18 protein-coding genes are annotated in these 20,765 nt (G+C 35.4%); 15 read left to right on the forward strand and 3 right to left on the reverse strand.

Features of this window, described 5'->3' with window-relative positions; all coding sequences use genetic code 11:
- The 10 genes from TASI_RS02235 to TASI_RS02275 are packed head-to-tail and all read left to right on the forward strand — an operon-like array spanning window position 1 to window position 16,699.
- Window positions 1-606, forward strand: a complete 606-nt coding sequence (locus tag TASI_RS02235) for a hypothetical protein (RefSeq protein WP_014111129.1) — start codon at window positions 1-3, stop codon at window positions 604-606.
- Window positions 597-2,216 (forward strand): hypothetical protein, encoded by a 1,620-nt coding sequence (locus tag TASI_RS02240; protein WP_014111130.1) that lies wholly within the window; start codon window positions 597-599, stop codon window positions 2,214-2,216. Before TASI_RS02235 ends, TASI_RS02240 begins: the two co-directional genes overlap by 10 nt.
- Entirely contained in the window at window positions 2,213-2,689 is a 477-nt protein-coding gene (locus tag TASI_RS02245) for a hypothetical protein (protein ID WP_014111131.1), read from the forward strand. Before TASI_RS02240 ends, TASI_RS02245 begins: the two co-directional genes overlap by 4 nt.
- Window positions 2,686-3,630 (forward strand): hypothetical protein, encoded by a 945-nt coding sequence (locus tag TASI_RS02250; protein ID WP_014111132.1) that lies wholly within the window; start codon window positions 2,686-2,688, stop codon window positions 3,628-3,630. Before TASI_RS02245 ends, TASI_RS02250 begins: the two co-directional genes overlap by 4 nt.
- Before the next feature lie 10 nt (window positions 3,631-3,640).
- Complete coding sequence (locus TASI_RS02255) at window positions 3,641-4,948, forward strand: hypothetical protein (RefSeq protein ID WP_014111133.1); 1,308 nt, start codon at window positions 3,641-3,643, stop codon at window positions 4,946-4,948.
- Entirely contained in the window at window positions 4,935-5,660 is a 726-nt protein-coding gene (locus TASI_RS07755) for a glycoside hydrolase family 24 protein (RefSeq protein WP_049885994.1), read from the forward strand. Before TASI_RS02255 ends, TASI_RS07755 begins: the two co-directional genes overlap by 14 nt.
- Entirely contained in the window at window positions 5,657-15,715 is a 10,059-nt protein-coding gene (locus TASI_RS02265; protein ID WP_014111135.1) for an LPD38 domain-containing protein, read from the forward strand. The genes TASI_RS07755 and TASI_RS02265 overlap by 4 nt, the downstream gene beginning before the upstream one ends.
- Window positions 15,716-15,727: 12 nt before the next feature.
- A complete protein-coding gene (locus TASI_RS07860; protein WP_014111136.1) occupies window positions 15,728-15,898 on the forward strand; it encodes a phage holin family protein in 171 nt (56 codons plus the stop codon).
- Window positions 15,888-16,358 carry a lysozyme gene (locus TASI_RS02270; RefSeq protein WP_014111137.1) on the forward strand — a complete coding sequence of 157 codons (471 nt, stop codon included), beginning with the start codon at window positions 15,888-15,890 and terminating at the stop codon, window positions 16,356-16,358. Before TASI_RS07860 ends, TASI_RS02270 begins: the two co-directional genes overlap by 11 nt.
- Window positions 16,355-16,699, forward strand: coding sequence for a hypothetical protein (locus tag TASI_RS02275; RefSeq protein ID WP_014111138.1), 345 nt, complete (start codon window positions 16,355-16,357; stop codon window positions 16,697-16,699). Before TASI_RS02270 ends, TASI_RS02275 begins: the two co-directional genes overlap by 4 nt.
- A gap of 207 nt (window positions 16,700-16,906) precedes the next feature.
- Here TASI_RS02275 and TASI_RS08110 read toward each other — a convergent pair whose 3' ends face one another.
- The 3 genes from TASI_RS08110 to TASI_RS02285 all read right to left on the reverse strand — a co-directional run bounded on the left by TASI_RS08110 (window position 16,907) and on the right by TASI_RS02285 (window position 18,507).
- Window positions 16,907-17,080: a type II toxin-antitoxin system HicA family toxin gene (locus tag TASI_RS08110; protein ID WP_014111139.1), complete on the reverse strand. Its 174-nt coding sequence runs from the start codon at window positions 17,078-17,080 to the stop codon at window positions 16,907-16,909.
- 9 nt (window positions 17,081-17,089) lie between these two features.
- Window positions 17,090-17,368, reverse strand: a complete 279-nt coding sequence (locus TASI_RS02280) for a DUF1902 domain-containing protein (RefSeq protein WP_014111140.1) — start codon at window positions 17,366-17,368, stop codon at window positions 17,090-17,092.
- Window positions 17,369-17,829: 461 nt separating this feature from the next.
- Window positions 17,830-18,507 carry a S24 family peptidase gene (locus tag TASI_RS02285; protein ID WP_014111141.1) on the reverse strand — a complete coding sequence of 226 codons (678 nt, stop codon included), beginning with the start codon at window positions 18,505-18,507 and terminating at the stop codon, window positions 17,830-17,832.
- Between the two features lie 115 nt (window positions 18,508-18,622).
- On the opposite strand from TASI_RS02285, the gene TASI_RS02290 reads away from it, so the two are divergent.
- From TASI_RS02290 to TASI_RS07925, 5 genes are all read left to right on the forward strand, one after another.
- Complete coding sequence (locus TASI_RS02290; protein WP_014111142.1) at window positions 18,623-18,871, forward strand: transcriptional regulator; 249 nt, start codon at window positions 18,623-18,625, stop codon at window positions 18,869-18,871.
- Complete coding sequence (locus TASI_RS02295; protein WP_081462448.1) at window positions 18,855-19,118, forward strand: recombination protein NinB; 264 nt, start codon at window positions 18,855-18,857, stop codon at window positions 19,116-19,118. Before TASI_RS02290 ends, TASI_RS02295 begins: the two co-directional genes overlap by 17 nt.
- Window positions 19,119-19,799: 681 nt before the next feature.
- On the forward strand, window positions 19,800-20,084 hold the full coding sequence (locus tag TASI_RS02300) for a hypothetical protein (protein ID WP_044977976.1): 285 nt from the start codon (window positions 19,800-19,802) through the stop codon (window positions 20,082-20,084).
- Window positions 20,085-20,183: 99 nt separating this feature from the next.
- Window positions 20,184-20,570, forward strand: coding sequence for a hypothetical protein (locus TASI_RS02305; RefSeq protein WP_014111146.1), 387 nt, complete (start codon window positions 20,184-20,186; stop codon window positions 20,568-20,570).
- Window positions 20,570-20,725, forward strand: a complete 156-nt coding sequence (locus tag TASI_RS07925) for a hypothetical protein (protein WP_014111147.1) — start codon at window positions 20,570-20,572, stop codon at window positions 20,723-20,725. Before TASI_RS02305 ends, TASI_RS07925 begins: the two co-directional genes overlap by 1 nt.
- The last annotated feature ends 40 nt before the right edge of the window (window positions 20,726-20,765 follow it).

Below are 20,765 nucleotides of genomic sequence, written 5' to 3' on the forward strand. Positions count from 1 at the left end.
ATGTACACTTCTTTAGTAGGTTTTAATGTAGTACTAGATAGAGCGATAAAACAAGATGATACTTATTTACCAATTCATAAAAGAGATAAATATCGCTTAGAGCAATTATTAGGAGATAACTATACTTATCTAACATTTAGAAACAATATAAGTCATGAGATTGTAAAGGCTAAGGCTACAAGTGATGGCGAGATAATGATTGAAAGAGGGGTAGAGGGCACAACACCTATTAATGCTCCTTTTGGTACTTGTGTAACATTTACATGGGTTAAAAGTTCAATAGAGGATATTGTAGAGGAAAAATTAAGCTCTCTAAATAAATTAGTCTCAAGCATAAAGGGCGGGGATTGTTTTGAAGTCTTAAATAATGACGGTGAGTTTACGATAAACAAAAAGCCAAGCGATGAGCTTTCATTTATTGTAGGTGATAAAAAATATACTCAAAATAAATGCGGGTCCTTAACTCAAAGTGATGCAGAGAATGCACGCCCTCTAGAGGACGGTAAATATGAGAATGCAACAATAGTAGTAAGGGACGGTCGCATCTACTCAATAGAGGCAGGAAGTAATATTATTCACTCTCTATCAGGTGGTAGATGTTTATAAAGCTAGAGAGGTTTGGGGGGCTTGTACCTAGATATATCCCCTCTCTTATAAATGATACTCAAGCCTCTTTGGCTTATAACGTTAATCTAAAGGGTTCTATATTAGAGCCTTTTAGAGAGCCTAAAGAGGTAGAGGTTACAGATATTGACTGTATTAGGACTTTACATAGGCTTCCTAATTGTTGCTTTCTCTCATTTAAAGAGGATTGTGTATCTATAGCCCGTTGGCTTCCTACTTGTGAGAGAGTATATATTACTGGGCTAAAAGAGTATCCAGTTGTAGCCTCTGTAGGTGATAGTTGTAATCTTGAGTATAAAAGAGTAGGGCTTCCTAAACCTGAGCCTCTTAAGGTTACATATTCAGAAAACACACCTAAAGAGCAAACTTCAGTATTAAGAAGTTATGTGTATACCTATGTTGATAGCTTTGGGGGGGAGGGACAACCCTCAGAGGCAACAGAGGTAACACTAGTAGACCCTAAAACTATAGGTCATATAGACTTTCCAACACCGCCTAGTGGCTGGGATATAGACGGTATCAATCTTTATAGATTAACCCAAGAGTTTAACGATGGCTCTCAGGAGGGGTATTCAGAGTATCACCTTGTAGCTAGATTAAATTTAGTCTTTGATTTTGATGATGATGTAAGTGAGGATGAGTTAACAGAAACACTATCCTCTACTCAATACGCACCGCCACCTGATGGACTTGAGAATATAACCGCTTTGCCTAATGGGGTTTTATTTGGAAGTGTAGGAAATGAAATATGGTTTACTGCACCATATGAGCCTCAGGCGTGGTTAAAAAAATATACCCTTGTTTTAGATGATGAAGTTAGGGGGCTTAAATATTCAAATGGGAATATATACGCTCTTACAGACGGACACCCATATGTCATAGGTTTAGAGGTAGATAAGAACAATCAGAGAAGCGTATTAAGGATACCTTATCCTGCACCGATTATTAGCATAAAAAGTCTAGTTGAAGTGCCTAATGGGGTTATATATGCGACTACAAGTGGGCTTGTAAATGTAAGTCAAAGTAGAGTTAGCGTATTAACTAGTCCATGGTTTAGTAAAGATGATTGGGCTTCAATACATCCTAATACTTTAGCAGGGGCTATTGTAGAGGGTAAATATTTAGGTAGTACTGATAGGCTTTCATTTTTATTTGACCTAAGGCTTAATGCGGAAAATGACGGTATAGATAATAACGATTTTATGCCTATAACCCTCTCTTTTAATGCCCTCTATGCCTCTGATAGCGGAGAGCTTTATGTTGCCATGGGCAATGTTATAGGGCAGTGGGATGCAGGGGTTAACTACCTTAAGTATATGTGGAAAAGTAAAGACTTAGAGTTAGGCTCAGATGTGTGTCTATCAGGGGCTAAGGTTAATTTAGTTGATTACTCTTATCCTCTAAAAGCCTCTGATAGTCTAGAGGTTTCTCTAGAGGGTGATGATAGAGTGATTTTTCAAAGAGATATTAATAACTCTAAAGCCTTTAGATTGCCCTCTAATAGGCGATATCAAAAGATAAACATAAAGATAAGTGGAAAATTAAGGGTTAAAAGTTTAGAGATTGGAGCTTCATTTAAGGAGTTGAGATGAATATATTGGTAAACAAAGACATATCGTATAAACAAATGGAGCAAGCTCTAGGATTAATGCCTAATGCTATAGGAGAGGCTTTTGGTATGGATATAAGTTTTAATCCTCTAAAGACAGTCCATTTAGTAACAGGAGTTATAAGCGGACAATATCCTGCTAACTTTTTTGCTGTAGCTGTAGAAAACGATGAGGTTATTGGGTTTATGGGTGGGTATTTAGAGAGTTATGCATTTGCAGATTACTCTTTTGCCCAAGACATAATAGCTTATGTAGTACCTAATAAAAGGGATTCCCAAGCGTATTTAGAGTTAAGTAAAGCCTTTGAAGTATGGGCTAAGGGTATGGGAGCTAAGGCTATTAGAGGGCTTTTGACTAACTCTGATAACGCACAAAAAACTGCAGATGCGGCTATAAGGTATGGCTATAAAAAGGTAGGGATAATTATTACTAAAGACTTTGGAGAGCAGCTATGAGTGGTGGAGGGGGCGGAGGTAAGCCTGTAAGCGTTACTAATTTTGGTGCTGACACTTATAGAGAAGCTCACTATAAGGCAATAAATGAGCTATATAAAAACAATATGGCAAACGCTGATAAGTGGATGCAACACTTAGGTAAAGCTAATGAGTCCTATGAGAAAAACGAAGCAGAGTATATAAAACTTCAAGAGAAATATTTAGATTATTGGAAAATAGCCCAAGCAGCGTATGGTGCCGCCGCAACGCTTTTGGCTAAAAACATATACGAAGCATCTAAGCACGCAACAGACAAACAGTTTGATATAGCAGATAGACAAGAGCAAAGGGCTAAAGAGGCGTTTGATAGATATAACAGGATATATGCACCTTGCGAGGATAAGACTGTACAAAAAGAATGCTCACGCCCTGAGTACAAAGAGGATATAGATGAGCAAGTAAAAAGAGCAGGTATATCAATTTATAAGATAAAAGCTAAAAGTCTAGATAATCTAAAAGCAATAAGAAGTAGATATTGTGCAGGAGCTTTTTGCGATACCACTAAAGAGCTTGAGTTAGAAACACTAAAAGAGCTTGCTAAAAATCAAAATGCGATTAGGCGATTCTTGGAGGAGAGAGAGTTTAATCGAGACACCCATTACTTTAATAGGAAACTTCAGTTATTTAATGTTGGCAATAAGATTGAAGCAAATGCTCTTAATATTGAGTCTCAAAGTTTGGCAGTAAGAGCAAATGCAGAACAAATAAGAGACCAAGCTAGACAACAATTCTATGGCTCTATTCTCTCTAGTTTAGGGGGGGTATTAGGAGCTTTTGGTCCGACTGTTCCAACGCATGGAAGTATGGGGTATACGGGCGGTTTTGGAATATCTAATCAAGGGTTTGTAGGGGTATCGGCAACGCCTGGGATAAGTTCTCATGGTCCAAGACATGCGAGATAAGGGGAGAAATATGGCAAGTTTATTTGATTATGCACAAAGTTTAAATGCGGCTAGAGATGGCTCTTTGCTTTCAGGTTTCGAGGCAAACAAAAGGTGGAAAGACGATTATCTCTCAAGTTATAGAATGCCTGAGTACTTAAGACAAAGTGACTATAACTCAAAGATTTATGACTTAAATAATGCCTATTTAAACCTTGCTGGCGAGGATATAGTAGCTAGTAATTTATATGGAATAAAAAATCAAAGGCTACTTAATAATCTAGATAATGATTATCTAAAAGGAAACTATGACCGCCTGCTTAATACAAAAAGTAATAGGACTAAGGTAGCAAATGAGATTAGTCTAAAAGAGGTAGAAAAAGTTGATGCTGAAAATGTAATCAATAGATTAGAAAGAGATGCCATTAATAGGGGTATGAAATCTGAGGTAGAGATTTACGAGGATATGGTAAATCACTTAAAGGGAAGTGGGCACTTACAAAATCCTACCCTAGTAAGAACTCTAAATAATAGGGGCAGAGCTATCTATGGGAATCAGTTTCAGTTAGGAGTGGCTTTAGGCGGTACCGCAGGGCAAAATATCTCAAGCGAAGCAGCAGGCAATTCAGGGCTAAGTTTTGCTTATGACCAGCATGGGCAAGCGTATATGTTTGATAAAGAGGGCAATCCAACAAGTAGGATACCAGCAGATGAGTTGCCTTATTTAGTAAATGCTGCAAATGGAGACCCATCAGGTCTAATAAATTATAGAAATGCAAAAAATAAATTAATGTATGAAACCCAAGCTCAGCAACAGGCAGCACTAAATAAAAGTGCTTTAGATGCCATAAATAATACTAATCGCTTTATGCAGGGAGAAGTAGCAAGACAGAATGACTATCAAAACAAAAAGGATTTAATGTATTTGCAACAAGCCTATGAGCTTAAAAAAGAGGCAAATAAAAACTCTGCAGGAAACGGTGTACCAAGTCCTGTAACAGCAACAAGGAATACGCCTAGCTTTTTCTCAAATACACCTTTAAATCCAATTAATACAAACGCTATTAATACGCCTAATACAGTCACTCAATCTGCACCTCAGACCGTAGACAATACTACTTTAATTGAGAGTATTAATCAAAAAGAGAGAGAAAATAGCGAGCTTCAAAAAAGATATCAGCAGTTATTTAATATACCCAATCCAACAAAAGAACAGGATAGAGAAAGGGCCTTATTAGCTAAAGAGATTATTAAAAACAAAGAATTAATTAGGCAGTTAAAAAATGCTTTAAACAATCAAGCACCTAGTTATTTGGATAGAGGATATGGCACTTACTAAAGAGGAATTTGAAAGGCTAAGACAAAATGAGAATATGAGACAGTTTCTCGATTTTGTCTCTGCCTCAGAGTCTACTGAAAAATATGGCTATCAACACGGGTTTAATAATAATTTTATAAGTGACCTTAAGACACACCCTAGAGTGCTATATAGTTTTCCTCAAACAGATGGCACAAAGAATAAGACAGGAGCCGCAGGTAGATATCAAATAACCATAGGCACTTATGATGATATAAGAAAAAGATATGGTTTACCTGATGACTTCTCACCTCAAAATCAAGACTATATAGCAATAGCTAAGATAAACGATAAGGGTGCAATAGATGATGTGCTAAATCAGGACTGGGAGAGTGCAATAAAGAAAACAGGCTCTGTTTGGGCAAGTTTTCCAACAAGTCCTTATAAACAAAAACATAGAGATTGGGACTTTGTAAATAACTTTTTTAGCAAAAACTATAAGCCTGCTCAATACTTACAAAGAGAGTCAATAAAGCCACCGCCTGAGCCAAGTTATTTAGAGAGACAAAAATTTGCAGACGACTTTCTAAACAATGAAATAAAGAGAATCGATGAGCTTAAAAAGCAATACATTACACAAAAAAATCCCATGCAATTAAGCAATATGGGACTTAGTAATTTTGGGCTTAATAACCTTAAATTAGATATGCGTTTTGACTGGGTAGACGATTATTTAGATGAGTTAATGAAATGAAAAACGATTACACACTTCCTTATTTAGATTATAAAAATCCATATTTAACTAATCCGCAGGAGGAAGCGTTTGAGCTAAAAAAACAGCAATTATCACAATATAAGCCTGACGTATGGTTAAAAAATAATGGTTTTGATAATTTATCCACTAAGGGCAGGAGAGACCTATATGAGACTTATAAAAGCGAGGTAGTACAAAAAGTCCTAAGTCCTCAATTAGGTATCCCTTATGAAGCACTTCTTAATGATTTAGAGACAAATATTAACCCTGCTCTAGCAGAGGCTATGAAGCCAATAAAACGTACATGGGGACAGGCGGACTCAGACATTAACACCCAAATAAAGATGGGTATAGTAACAGCTGCAGATACATTGACTACAGGTGCAGAGAATGTTATAGAGGAGGCTTATAACGCTGATAGAAAGGAATTAATTTATAAGCTAAGCCCTATTGGTACAATAGATTCCTTATTTGGTGGTTCTTTATATGAAAGAATAAAACGCAATTCATCTGAACCTGAAAATAAAAAGAAAGCACCTAAAAAGATTTTATTTAATAAGGGTGCGAATTTTCCTGAGACTATGCAGGAATTACAGAATCAATTAAGTGCAAAAACTAAGGATATTCAAAAAACCCAACAAGAGAATATTCAAAAATACGGTGATACTTTTAGTACAACAGTTAAAAACTTTACATTAGCACCTATATCTACTATGTCAAATGCAGCAGGTCAGTTAGCTCCAGCAGCTATGGCAGCATTTGTTACTGGTCCTGCTGCACCCGCCGTACTTGGAGGATTCGGATATTTAACAAACTCAGGCGAGGCTATACAAGCAGTCCACGATGAAATAATGAACATGCCAGAGGAGCAATTAAGAAAGAGTCCACAATGGCAACAATTAGAATCTAAGGGTTTTACGCCACAAGAAATAAGATACTACTTAGCTAATACTACAGAGGGTAGAGAGGGATTATATGCACTAGCAGGTGCAACAGGTGTAGTAGGAGGTTTGTTTGGTGCAGAAAGTCTAGTAGGTAAACCGTTTATAAGACCTTTAGCTAAAAGTCTATTCACTGTAGGAGAGGAGGTTGCTGATAGTGCAATAGAGGTTAGTGGTAACACATTAGCTAAGAATATTCCATTACAAGATTTTGACCCTAATAGAAGTAACTGGGAGGGTTTTGGTTCTAATTTTGCAGGAGAGTTAATTCAAGGCGTGCCATTTGCTGCACCATCTGTTATTGGCTCAGCCCTTTATAGTCGCTCTAGCCCTCAAAAACCTAAAACGCCTAGAGACTTAACTAAAGAGGATGGTAGAAAGATAACTCGTCCTGTGCCTCATGTACCTGAGGAGGATAACTCAAGTCCATATTATGATGATATAAATGTAGACGAAGTTGAAGTGCCTATACAAGATTTAGAGGGTTTAGGGGAGGCTATATTAGCTCAGGCTCAACAGGATGGAAATAATGTATCAGAGGCAGAGGTTAGTCAAATTCAAGAGCCTGCGGTACCACCAGCAGTAGAGAGCGTGCCTGTAGAGAGTGTACCAGCGGAGTCTACTCAAGATACGCCTAATTACTTACAAAGAAACCCTGTAGATGAGAGTATACCGTCCCCAGTAGCTATACGACCTAAGAGACAAGTGTTATTTAGGGATAATGATGAAGCACTAATTAGTGCTATATCAGAGTATGTAGATGCCTCTGATGATAATGCTAACCAATGGTACAAGATATACGATACTATCAAAGAGTCTAGAAGTTTAGATAAAGTAGCTAAGGGCGATGATGTATTAAGTGCTGTAGTTAAGAAATATAAGCTAAATAAACGTTTTGTAGCACCTAAAGGGCATAAACCTAAAGATAATGAAGTATTAGAAACTATAGAGCCTATAGCACCTATTGAGCCTAAAGAGCCTATAGAGGGCAACAAAATAAATGAAAGCATTAAAGATAATCAAAGAGTAAGAATACAAAATAGGGATAGAACTACTAAACAATCTCAAGCTCAGGTAATAAATATATCTAAAAACTTAGACCCTGATAGAGTGGGTATATCTAAAACGTTTGCAGATGGCTCGCCTATTGTAGAGGAAAATCCTGCGATAAATATTAAAGAGGCAGCACTAGGAAATAGGGATATAGCTGTAGACGGGAATGGTGGGAAAATAGGCGTTCAGTATGCTGTAGTAGAAGCTAATGATTTACTACCAAGTCACGATTTTACAGGTGGTACTAATAAGGATTATGAGCTAGGAAACGATACTCAATTTAGGGTATTAGCAGGTAATGGTAGAGCGGCTGGTATACAGTTAGCCTATAAGAATAAACAAACTCAAAACTATAGTACTGGTATACAAAATCAATTATCAAGTGTAGGTATTGACCCTAAAGCGTGGAGTGAGTTTAAAAATCCTGTACTAGTTAGGATAACCTCTAAAGAAAATGTAACGGCTGATTTTGGAGATAGAAGTAATGTATCAAGTGCAGCTGCACTATCCTCTTATGAGCAGGCGGTTAATGACTCGCATAGAAGTGATTTAGATTATGTAGATTTTGATGCCAATGGAGAGCCCACTGCAGAGTCGGTTAATAAGTTTGTTCAAACAATGCCTGTATCTGAAAGAGTAGGTTTATATGACTCTAATAGTAAACTATCAAGACAATCTTATGATAGGTTGAAAAACGCCCTATTTTATAAAGCGTTTAAAGATGAGGATTTACTAAATATATTCTCTACTCAAGCGGACCCTGAGATTACCAATATCTTTAAGGCAATGAGTATGGCTTCTAAAGAGATACAGGCTCTAGAGGGTGCAGGAGACTTAGACTTTAGAGGTTATCTAACCAATGCAATGAGAGTGCTTGTAAACTCTAAGCGTGAAAACATTCCTCTTAAAGATGCCCATAAGCAATCTGAATTAGATGATAGTCAAAAAGATGACTCAGAGCTTGAGAGTCGCTTTGTATCTATGCTCGGAGTAGATGGCAGGGCTTATAAAAAATTAGGCAATAAGATAAAGGCACTTGCACAAAAAGCCATAGATGAGAATGATAGACCTAGTGAGGATATGTTTGGTGAGACCCCACCTAAGAAAACATTACACGAATTACTAGATGAAGTTGAAAACGATGAGTTACTTCAATCAAAAGGAATTGGCAAGGATGTAGAAAAGGGTAAATTAAAAGAGCTATTAAAAAACTATGAACCTAAATATAGAAATGCTGTTGTAACTCCTGTAAGAAGCTCAGGTAAGAACTTTGCAGAATTAAAGCAAATAGCTAAGGATAATTTTGTTGGCAAAGACTTGGTTAATAATAACGATTCACGAATAGCAGTAGTTAGTAACACAAATATTGACAAAATGGTTAGTGGTAAGGCTGTAAATAAGTCTTCTTCACCTAATGAGCATATGTTATCTGTTTCTAATCTTGATGCGTTATACGAAAATAGCTTAAGAGGCTGGTCTAAACTTGACAGAAGCAATGATGTTAATATTAAAAATATACATAGATATTTTACTATATTGCCATATGAAGACAAGTTAAGATTAGTTAAGTTAACTCTAAAAGAAATTAAAGAGGGAAATCGCCCCGATAGTTTATATACGGTTGAAGCAGTGGATACTAATGAAAAGTCCTCTGCGGTATCTTGGGTAACGACAGAGATTGAAAAAGAATTTCAAGGTCTGGAGCGCCCACCCCACACAGAGGACGTAAATATATTAGCAAAAATTGTAGATGATTTCAATAGCGATAAAGAAAAATACAACACTCAATATAAACTTATAAGAGACGCAGTAGATAGAGCAACAGGAAAACATAAAGATAAGGTTAACTTAATTAGTAGAGCGGATTTTGCTAGAGTATTGGCTAATCGTGGTAAGTCTGCAGATTATATAGAGACTAACTATGATACTGTTAACGCTTATTTTGATACAGCTTCTAAAGAGATAAATGTAGTTTATAACAAATCAAATATGACCCCTGAGCTTGCTGCATTTGCTGCATGGCACGAGCTAGGACATTATGGATTTAGATTACCACGCTCTCAAGAGTATAAGGTAGTACTAGATACAGCCAGTAAGCACCCTCTAATTAAAGAGCTATCTAAAAAGATGAGGGATAATTACGCAAATGATAACGTAATACTTAGCGATGAAAAGGCTATAGAGGAGGCAATAGTAGAGATTTTTGCTGCCTCTCAAACAGGGGATTTTGACCACTTAGCTAACCAATGGAACTTAAATATAAGCCCTGAGTTAAGAGGAAATAAAGATACTGTATTTAATAGAATAATCAATAAGATTAAAGAAATATTAAATGCAGTACTTGGTACGAAGTTAACTGACAAAGGGTTATTAGAAATTTTATCTAGCTTAAGACAAGACCTTGATAGCATAGATGTTAACGATTCAGATATCGTAGTTGATGATACTAGATATAGCAAAAAATCTAACAAATCCTCTTCTGATAAGACAGCCAATGACGACCTTTTTGATTTTGGTTTTCAAGATTCAAGAAAGGTTTTAGACTTTAAAAAACTAAAGAAAAACCTAAGTAAGGAGTCTATAGAGCAGTTAGATAAGATAGATAAATTAAGGAATGATAACGAATATGAAATAAGTGGCAATAAAGAAGTCTTGGATTATATAAAGCAAACAGATTTAACTAAAGAGATAATTGATATCCTTGTGAAATTTGGGGATGAAAATGTTAGGCTTAAGATGATTGACCAAAAAAATATATCAGATAAGTCTTTAGAAAAACTAGCTAATGACATGGATTTTAAAGTAAGAGAAAATGTGGCTGCACATGATAATACTAGTATTGAAACATTAAAGAAACTGGCTACTGATAAGAACTCGTATGTAAGAGAAAATGTATTAAATAATCCTAACATAAATTCAAAAATCCTTAATATATTGGCATCTGACCCTGAGAAAATCATAAGAAAAAAAGTCCTCAATAATTTATTAACATCAAAAGATATTTTAGATAAATTAGCAGATGATGAATATGATGAGATTAGGATTAAAGTTGCAGGAGGTTTTCTTACAAGCAAAAATACTTTAGATAAATTAGCCGATGATGAAAACTTAGATGTTATTAAAAACGTATCATTAAATGCTAATACTCCATCTACAGCTTTAGAAAAAATATCTAACCATAATGATGTAGTTATAAGAAAAAGAGTTGCACGTCACCATAATACCTCAGAGACGACTTTAGATAAGTTAGCAGAGAACAAAAATTCAGATGTTAGATTTGAAGTCGCTAAAAACTTTAATACTAATACTGAAACTTTAGATAAATTAGCTAAAGATGATAATGTTGATATAAGAGTGCAAGTAGCTAAACACAAAAAAACAAGCCCTAATACACTTGCTATATTAGCAGATGATGAGGGGGATGTTAGAATCGAAGTTGCTAGAAACTCTAATGCTAACAATGATACATTAAAAAAATTAGCTAAAGATATAAACGGAATTATAAGGGAAGCCCTTGCAGAATCACAACAAAAACTAGATGGGGATATTCTTAGAATATTATCAAAAGACAAAAGCGACTTTGTCCGACAGCGAGTTGCACAGCACAGCTCAACCCCTGTTGATGTTTTAGAAGAATTGTCTCATGATATCGATGCATATGTCAGAGAAAATGTTGCTAGAAATATAAACACCTCTCTTTCGGTATTAAAAGAACTTTCAAATGATAAGCATGCTATGGTTAGGAAAGAAGTTTCTAAAAACTCAAACATTCCAGCCGATATTTTAGAGCAACTATCTAAAGATAAAAACAAACCCGTCAGAGAAAATGTTGCGAGAAATATAAATACACCTGCTACTGCATTAAAAGAGCTATCAAATGATAAACATGTTAATGTTAGGGAAGCTGTTGCTCAAAACTCAACAACGCCTATAGATATTCTAAAAAAACTATCTAAAGATAGTGAACACAGCGTGCAATTTAAAGTGGCTGTAAATCCTAATACTCCAGTTGAGACTTTAAGGGAACTCTCAAATAGAAAAAATTTAGGCATTAAATTAAGAGTAGCAAGAAATAAAAACACTCCTTTGGACGTTTTAGAGAAATTTTTCAACTCTGACAATATTAATTTAAATGAAGTCGCTTCTTTTAACATAACTCTACCTAATAAATACTTTAGAGATGATATTAAATTTTCTTTAGACGCCATAAATAATGGTAGAGAAGATAAAGAACTAGCAGAGCATATATTAAAAGAACTGCAAAAAAACGAAAATTACGATTATGAAGCACTCAACATTTTAATTCGGTCAGGGTTAATAGATATAAACTCAATTAGAGATGTTGGCATTAAGACTGTAATGCGTAAACGCAAAGAGCTTAAAGATGCAACAAAAGCCGTAGAGGCAGGAGTGTTTAAATTCGAGGACGTATTTAAGGCTAGTAATATTCCTAATAAAGATAGATTTATTGGAGACCTTTCTCAAACATTCGGAAAAGAAGTCGTAAATAACTGGAGGGCTAAAAATCTAATAGAGCCTGAGGTATGGTTAAGCGTTATGGACTCTAGTCCTTATATGATGACTAGACCTCTAAAACGAGAAAGCATTATGCAGACTATAGGCGGATATGATTATGCCATTAACTTTTTCCATGAAAGAGGGGAGGATATTCCTAAAATTAGAGATTTCTATATGAAAATAGCACAAACTCCACATCCAAGCGGATTTGGGTTTGTGTTATTTAGGGATTTTGATAATAATGGGGAGAAAAGCGCAGTAATTACTGAAGTCCAATCAGACCTTATGAGCGTGCTTTATAGTAACGATAAAACAGAAATAGCTCATCATGTGTTTGGTGATGATTTAGAGGCGGTTAAACAATACTTAAAACCTGAGCAAAAAACATATCCTAGAGTGTTAGCTAGAAATACAATTAGGCAATTATTTAATAGTGGGTATAAAAAGATATATGCACTAACTCCTGATGGTATTAAGAAATTAGGAGCTAGCCCACCTGAATCAGTAGTTAAGGAGTGGCACGATGACTTTGATTTAGAAAACGAGACTATAGTAAAAATAGATGGTAAGAAAATCTTTGTATCAGCACCTATCGATGTGGATAGTGATTTTGCTCAAGGAGTTTTATTTAGTAAGTCTCCTAACAAAGACAGGAATTATCAAAGAGTAATTAGAAATACGTCTGATTCTACTAATGCAAATGACGATGCTCAATTTTCAAAAGATTCTGTTAACGACATAAGAGAAAGACCTAAGGCTAAATATAAACCTAATCTAATTCAAAAAGCTAAAGAGATTGACTATAAAACTGCTAAGGATACTATTAAATATGTATTTGCAGGAGGGGATACTGTTCAGCCTGAGTGGTCTGAGAAAATAACTACGCTTTTCTTTGACTCAAAAGCACCGTTTAGTAATCTACTTAAATCTTTAAAAGGAGAGGATACTAAAAATCTTGAGAGGATATTTAGGACTTATGAAGCAGCAGCTTCTCAAGAGTCAAGCGATATGATTAAGAATTTTTATGAGCCTCTGCAAGATAAGTTACAAGGCTTATGGAAAGAGAAGTATAAAGAGATATATTCTGATAATGGAGGCTGGAGACAATTCCTAGAGGACTTCTCAACAGTAGGTAACCTTATCTTACATGGTAAAGAGCGTAATAAAGAAATCTTAAGAAAAACAAAAGGTAAAGATAAGGCAGGCTCAGGTGCTACAGATGAGGAGATAAACGCATGGGCAACCGAGATAAATAGAATCGCACCTGACTTAATTGATGATTATAAAGATATATACTCTAGTATTATTAAGCCTATGCTTGAGTATAAAGATAATCTGTTACTTGAAGCAGGGTTATTGACCCAAGAGATGATAGATGCTAGACCTAAGTATGAATATTATGTGCCTCTTTATGGCGACCCTGCAGAGGAGGCGATATTTAATGTAGGGGATTTAGAGGGTTCTGAAAAGGTTAAGCTAAGAGATATTACCGATTTAAATGCTAAGGGCAGGAGCGGCACCTTAGCAGATAACGTAATACAGAATATTCTTACCACTACACAAAATGCAATAAATAGAAGTGGGCAACAAGTATTTAAGCGTGAACTCTTTAAGGTAGTAGAAAACAATAAGGGTTTAAAAGAGCTTATGGGTGCTAAATTAAATACCGTTGATTTCCAAGATGCATATAAAAAGAAATTAGGTAAAGACGGATACGTTTACTATCTACCTGATAATTCAGTATTTACCGATAAGAAAGTTAACTCTAAGGACAGAATGTTTGCGGATAAAAACGCAATAGTCCTAAGAGATGGGCGTGACGTTAAGATACTTCGTATAGGGGATGCTAAAGTAGCAGAGAGTATACAGCAGGTTAACCTTAAGGATACGGGACTTTTAGATACAGTTTTTGGGCGATTAACTAAAAGAGTAGGTAGTTTATTTACGATTTATAACCCAGTATTTGGACCTTTAAATAAGATAAGGGATATGCAATCTCAGTTTAGTTTGGTGTTAGCTAATGGGGATATCCCTTTAAATAAAGCAGTTCAAATAATAAGAAAAGCGTTTATAAACAATGTCGCCTTTATGGCTGATAGAAACACTGACCCTAATAGCAAATATCAACAGCGTAAACGTGAATATGAGAAATTAGGTGGTGTTACATTCTATAGCAAGCTATTTGGAAAAAATAAAATAGATACTGCTGCAGATGAATTTGCAAGAGCAATAGGGGCTAGTACTAAACATGAAATAGCTAAAGGTATCAAAACTTTAAGTAATTTCTTTGATGAATTTAATAACCATTTAGAGATGACCTCAAGGGTAGCAATATTTGATGCCATAATTGAAAGTGGAGTTATGAATAAAGAGGATGCTGCCTTATGGGTTAAAAATACCATGAACTTTGAAACTAAGGGTAAATTAGGTGATAGTCTAGGAGCGTTATGGTATTTTGCTAATCCTCAATTATTTGATGCTAGACGGGTATTACAGTCTCTAAGAACGCCTAGAGGGGCAGCAACACTAGTAGCATTAACTGCTATGGATATGGCTATAAGAAGTATGTTAATAGCTATGGGCGGTGTAGATGATGACGGGGAGTATAGATACTTTAAAGTGCCTCAAACTATAACTGGTAACTTTTGGACTCTCATAGAGGATAATGACGGTAACGGCTGGAGAGTCCCTGTTGGTTTTGGTTTTGGGCGTATCGCATCTAACATAGCGGATTCTCTTTTAAGATATCAATACGGCGTGGCAGATGAATCGACTACTATAGCTAACATAGCTAAGAACGCCTTTTTCTCTAATCTATCGCCTGTACAGCCTGTAGATATAGACCCTAGTAAAGACTTTGCAGGGTGGGCGTTGCAATCATTTATGCCGTCTCTAGTTAAGCCTATGGTACAGTTGGCTACAAATAAAAACGGTTTAGGTGGTAATATCCATAAGCCTAGTGAGTGGGTAGGTGAGAAAATGCACTTTACTCAAAGCTATCCTAAGACAGACCTCTTATGGCAGGATTTAGCTAAGGGTGTATATGAATATACAGGTATTGATGCTTATCCTGAGGTATATAGATTCTTAGTGCAAAACTATTTAGGCTCAGGAGCTATGGAGCTTATAAGAGGACTGCAGATTTTAAGCGGTGAGAAAGGAAGCCCATTATTAAAAGAGATTCCTTTAGTCCAAGGGTTTAGAAATAAATCATATAGTCAGGATAGCACTACATTTTTTAATAACAAGAGAGCTGTAGATAGTCTTGTTGCTAAGAAAAACTATGCTATAGAAAACGGTAATCTTTTAGAGTTTAATCGTGAAAATCCCAATGTTGAACTCTTAAAGCAGCTATATAAGAGTGCCAATAAAGAGCTAAGGGAACTTCAATCTAAGAGAAAGCAAATCCTAGCAGATAGGAGTGACTTAGAGTTAAGGCGACAGCGAGCCTTAGAAGTAGACAGAGAGATGAGGCATATCTATCAGATGACCAATAAACTATATAAAGATTTAACAGACCCAGCGAATAAGCTGGGTTTTTAATTAGGGGGACTTATGAACGATAAATATGTAGAGCCAGTCGCAGTAGGCGGTACCGCTATAGTAATGTGGGGTTTAACGCTTTCAGACTGGGTGGCAGTAATGACAATGATTTATCTAGGAATTCATATAGTTTTGTTAATTCCTAGACTTATCACTTACTTTAAAAAGAAAAATGATAAATAAACATATCCTACCTTATATAACCTCTGGAGCTGTAGTGCTTGCTACCTCTACAGTTTCTTACTATGAGGGTAGGAGGTATACGCCTTATTTAGATGTTGCAGGAGTGCTTACAGTCTGCGATGGAATCACAAAAGATATTGAGAATAAAGTATATACAGACAAAGAGTGTGATGAGCTCTTAAAAAAAGAGCTAGATAAATCGTTTGCCATAGTTAAGAAATATGTAAAAGTCCCTTTAAGTGAAACGCAAAAAGCCGCTCTTGCTTCATTTGTATATAACGTCGGGGAGGGTAGTTTTGCACGTTCCACTCTACTTAAAAAGTTAAATAAAGGGGATTACATAACCGCTTGTGCTGAGCTTGATAGATGGGTATTTGCAGGGGGCAAAAAGTGGAAAGGGCTTATAAATCGCAGGAATGCAGAGAAATACCTATGTCTATATAAGGAGGAGAAAAAATGATTAACTTTATAACTGGACGGTTGCCTTTAATTTTGTCTGCAGCTTTTGTAGTGGTTATAGCTTTCTTTTTATTGATTGCAAATATCAATCATTTAAATAAACAAATAGCTAGAGACAAAATCATAATAGAAAATTTAGAGCAGTATAAGACTCAAGTACTCTATGTATCTCAAGAGGCAAAGGCAGCTTTAGATAAACTAGATGAAATGGCTAAAGAGAATAAACGACTACTTAAGGAATATCATGAGCTTGCTAAGAAAAGACCTTTACCTGATGGCTGCGTGCTTGATAATGACAGGCTGCAGCTCATCAATAAAGCAATCCAATCCACCATTAGATAGTTTTATCGCTAAGCCATGTTTAGATATAGACCCTATAGAGTCTACCTCTTGGGATGACTTTGTAGATAGTTATATACGTTTAGTCTATAACTATAAAGAGTGTAAGACTAAGCATGAGACTTTACTTAAACTCTATAACGCCATAGACGATGACACGTAAACGCTTGCGTTGCACTTTTAAGTTTCATATGATACGCAAAATTGTGGTTAGATTTTTTTATTTATATTAGCTTGTTTTAGTATGGCATTAGCTGTGTGCCTAGATTTTAAATTATAGGGTACTGTGACTGTTTTGTTATCATTAGTCCATATTTGATGTGAACCCTTACCCTCTCTTAACTTATAAAACCCATAATTTAAGAATACTGATAGTGGACTCATATAAGTCTTTCATATAGATATAGATTTAGAGGGAAACATTATTTTAGGATTGGCTATAGTATGGGCTTTAGCAATAAACACTTCCAATAAATCCTCTATTACTAATTCGATTTCTTTTAATAAATTCTCAATGGTATCAGATTCAACGATTAAAGATTTTAAGTCAGGGCTAGTGGCATAATAAACATTAGCCTCTTCATCGTGCTTGATAATAATGCGTAAACTTAGAGGAATACCCAGCTTAGCAAAGGACTTCCAAAACGGCAATCCAATTCGATAACCTAACATATTAAGTTCCAGTAATTCAATAAAGTTTGTTTATTATAAACATTTGATTTTAGATTCAGAAATTAGATTGTTTTTTTATAACACTAGATTTTAAAAATTCTGCACCAATATTGCACACAAAATAAATAAGAGCAAGCTATATAGGGATTGTTAATTGCACGCCGGGTGCATTCCCTAACTTTCTAAATTTTTCAATATAATTAAAAATTCTTAAAATTCAAGGCGTTATTTAACAGTCGCTTTATGAATTTTTGTATATAAGCAAAAATATTTAAAACAAATTGCACCAAAACTGCACCAAAAACTGCACCAAAATTTATAATAAGTTTTTTAGTGGAGGAAAGTGCATGGCGAGCATATTCAAATATAGAGACGGCTATGGCGATTTAGAGATAATTAAACTGATAATGAAAATGAATAGTGAAATTATCTCAGAAGTTAAGTCTTTCATTTAAGCACTCTTAAATTGGTTCTGTAAATGTCATAATCTTTTTGACACGACCGCATATAGTAAGGCTTTCAATATTATTTCTGTTAAAGTGAACCGTTTCATATTTAGCATTAGTGTTATCTGAGACCACTAAATAATCGCCTGTTGTTATATCTTTTACTAGACGCTTTGATAATAAGTCTCCACCAATGTCAACAACGTAAATACCGTCGCCGTCATAATAGTTCTTTATGATATCTACGAATAACAAATCCCCATCTCTAATTGTTGGGTGCATAGATACACCCTTGTTATAGATGACTTTAATGCGATTCCGTGCATCCATTCCTAAATTCTCATTAGCCCATTCACGCAATACTTCAAGCTGTTTAATCTCAGGTAAATGTTCGTTTCTAGCATCATAACCTGCAGAGGAATGAATATCGTAATGTTCTAGTGATATATAGTCAGAGCTATCACTTAACTCTGATATATCAAAATAACGCTCAGGCAAATTTAGGACTGTTTCAATTTTACGAGCAGACCTTTCACTCATGTTTCTTGAGTGCCTCTCGTTGTTAGAAAGCCAATGACCAATTTGTGCGAGTGGTACTTTTGCTGCTTCTGCAAAAGCCGTTTTAGAACCTCCATACTTTTCGTTAATAAGCCTGAGAATATTAGCCTTTCTAGTTTCCTTTAAGTCTTTCATTTTCGCTCCTTATGTAGATTTTATAGAAAAATCATCAAATAACAATAAAAATCTAGTTGCACTTTTTAATATCATTTGATATAATTAAATCATCATTTGATAATGTTGATTTTTTATGAAACTAAACGAATTTATTAATAAAAGCGGGCTGTCTGCTAACCAATTAGCAAATCTCATATCTGTTTGCGGCACTCAGCTATGGAACTGGCGTCATGATAAGTTGAAAGTCCCCGTATGGTATTGCTTCAAATTAGAGGCTGTATCAGATGGGCTTGTTACTTGCGAGGAACTAAGACCAGACCTTAACTGGGATTACATAAGAAGTAATAAGGACAATTACAAGAAAAATGAGCCAAGTATTTAATCTCCTTAATACTGATATTAAACGCAATGCTTGCAATACAATCATGCAAGCACCTGCGAGTTATCGATGCGAGATAAAAGAGAGGACTAGAACTCTAGACCAAAATGCCAAGCTATGGGCAATGCTTACTGAAGTCTCTAAACAGCTGCAATGGCAGGTAAACGGTGAGCTTACATATCTAACACCGAGCGAATGGAAAGATATATTTACAGCTTCTCTTAATCAAAGAGTATTATTGGTAAATTAGTAAAATCCAAAATCACGTAATACTATAGATCAAAAAACGATCCATCAATCGCAATATAGTCGCATGCTGAGGAAGGCAAACTTATATATTCTCTAAGTGAAAATAATTTAGAAATAGAAAAAACACCTCAGGAATTGTTAGTCCAGGGTAACAGCGTGGATACCCGAGGTGTCTTTTATGAGTTAACCATATTCGATGATGAGCAAGAAGTCAAGCTATGTCCATTAAATTTGCTACATGACGTGGGTACTTCTTATATGAAGATATAAAAAAATGATAGTCGACAATCTACACACTGAGCGGCTTCAATTACCCTGGCCTCGACTCAAAACTCGACCCTATAAATAAGATCGGAACAACAGATAAAGATCTAAGTCAGTACTTAAAAGTAAAAAAGAACAAAAGAACCACAAACAAAACTTCATATGGCAATGATACATCAGTAGATGGATTCCATTAATCTAAAGGCAATAAAAAACCAGATTATCACACAGCCTGTAGACATAACCGCAGTTAACTACTCCAAAGTTAATAAAACCTGAGTCAGAAATCTCAAGAGATTTTATTTAGATTTACTAACTTTGTTTCCTAATTATCAAGAATATCAATAATAAAGGAGCCATAGTTGCACAGTCATTTTCAAATGATGAAACTCACAGTCATATAGCCGCACCAATATAAATGTTTGGTGAAAGAAAAATAGTAACGCTACTACTTAAAAGTGATGTTAATGTAAATAGACCGTACGCACAGTGGGTAGTATTAGAAAAGGTCTCTATCACCCCAGAATTAGAGGCCGCCCATGATATGGGAAGCACATCCAAGATAGGTGAAAGAGACCAAGTCATAGAGGCAAAAATTTCCTCTAATGACATAGACAATATAATCTCTGAACTCCTAAAAATCAAGCTAGATGAAACAATTAAATATTCAAAAGGTGAAGTAAGGGAAAGACCTAAGGCTTAATATAAACCTAATCTAATTCTAAGAGCTAAAGAGATTGTATATAAAACTGCTAAGGATACTATTAAATATGTATTTGCAGGAGGGGATACTGTACAGCCTATGTTATCCAACCATAAAAAACACAATATATATTCAATTGTATTTGATAAATCTGTAGATGATGGCTCTGCTTATGTTGTAGAAGAAGTAAGGACTGGTAAAAAACATCTAGCTTTAACAACTATGTACAAAAGAAAGCGTACGAGTACTGCCACTAAAACAAAAAGTTATAGCCTTGACTCCTACGTGCTAAACGATACGCTTTCTAATCAAAGTGTAATAGATAATCCTAAACCACGCAATAGTTTATATACGGTTGAAGCAGTAGATACAAATGAAAAGTCCTCTGCAGTAACTTGGGCAGCGACAGAGATTGAAAAAGAAATCCAAGGTCTGGAGCGCCTTCCCTCTACAGAGGACGTAAATATATTAGCAAAAAATTGTTGATGATTTCAATAGCAATTAAAGAGGCTAAGGAAAAAGGAAGCTTAAACTTAAATGGCTACTACCATACTATAGAATCTGATGGCTTAAGGCATACAAGAAGTAAGCATTTTAATGTCAATAAAGAAATTGCTTTTAAAACAAATACCGCTAATTAAGAATGATTTTCTTAACGTTCCGACGGATGTAAGCAGATCA

It is taken from the genome of Taylorella asinigenitalis MCE3 (assembly GCF_000226625.1).
In the GTDB taxonomy this organism is placed as follows: domain Bacteria; phylum Pseudomonadota; class Gammaproteobacteria; order Burkholderiales; family Burkholderiaceae_B; genus Taylorella; species Taylorella asinigenitalis.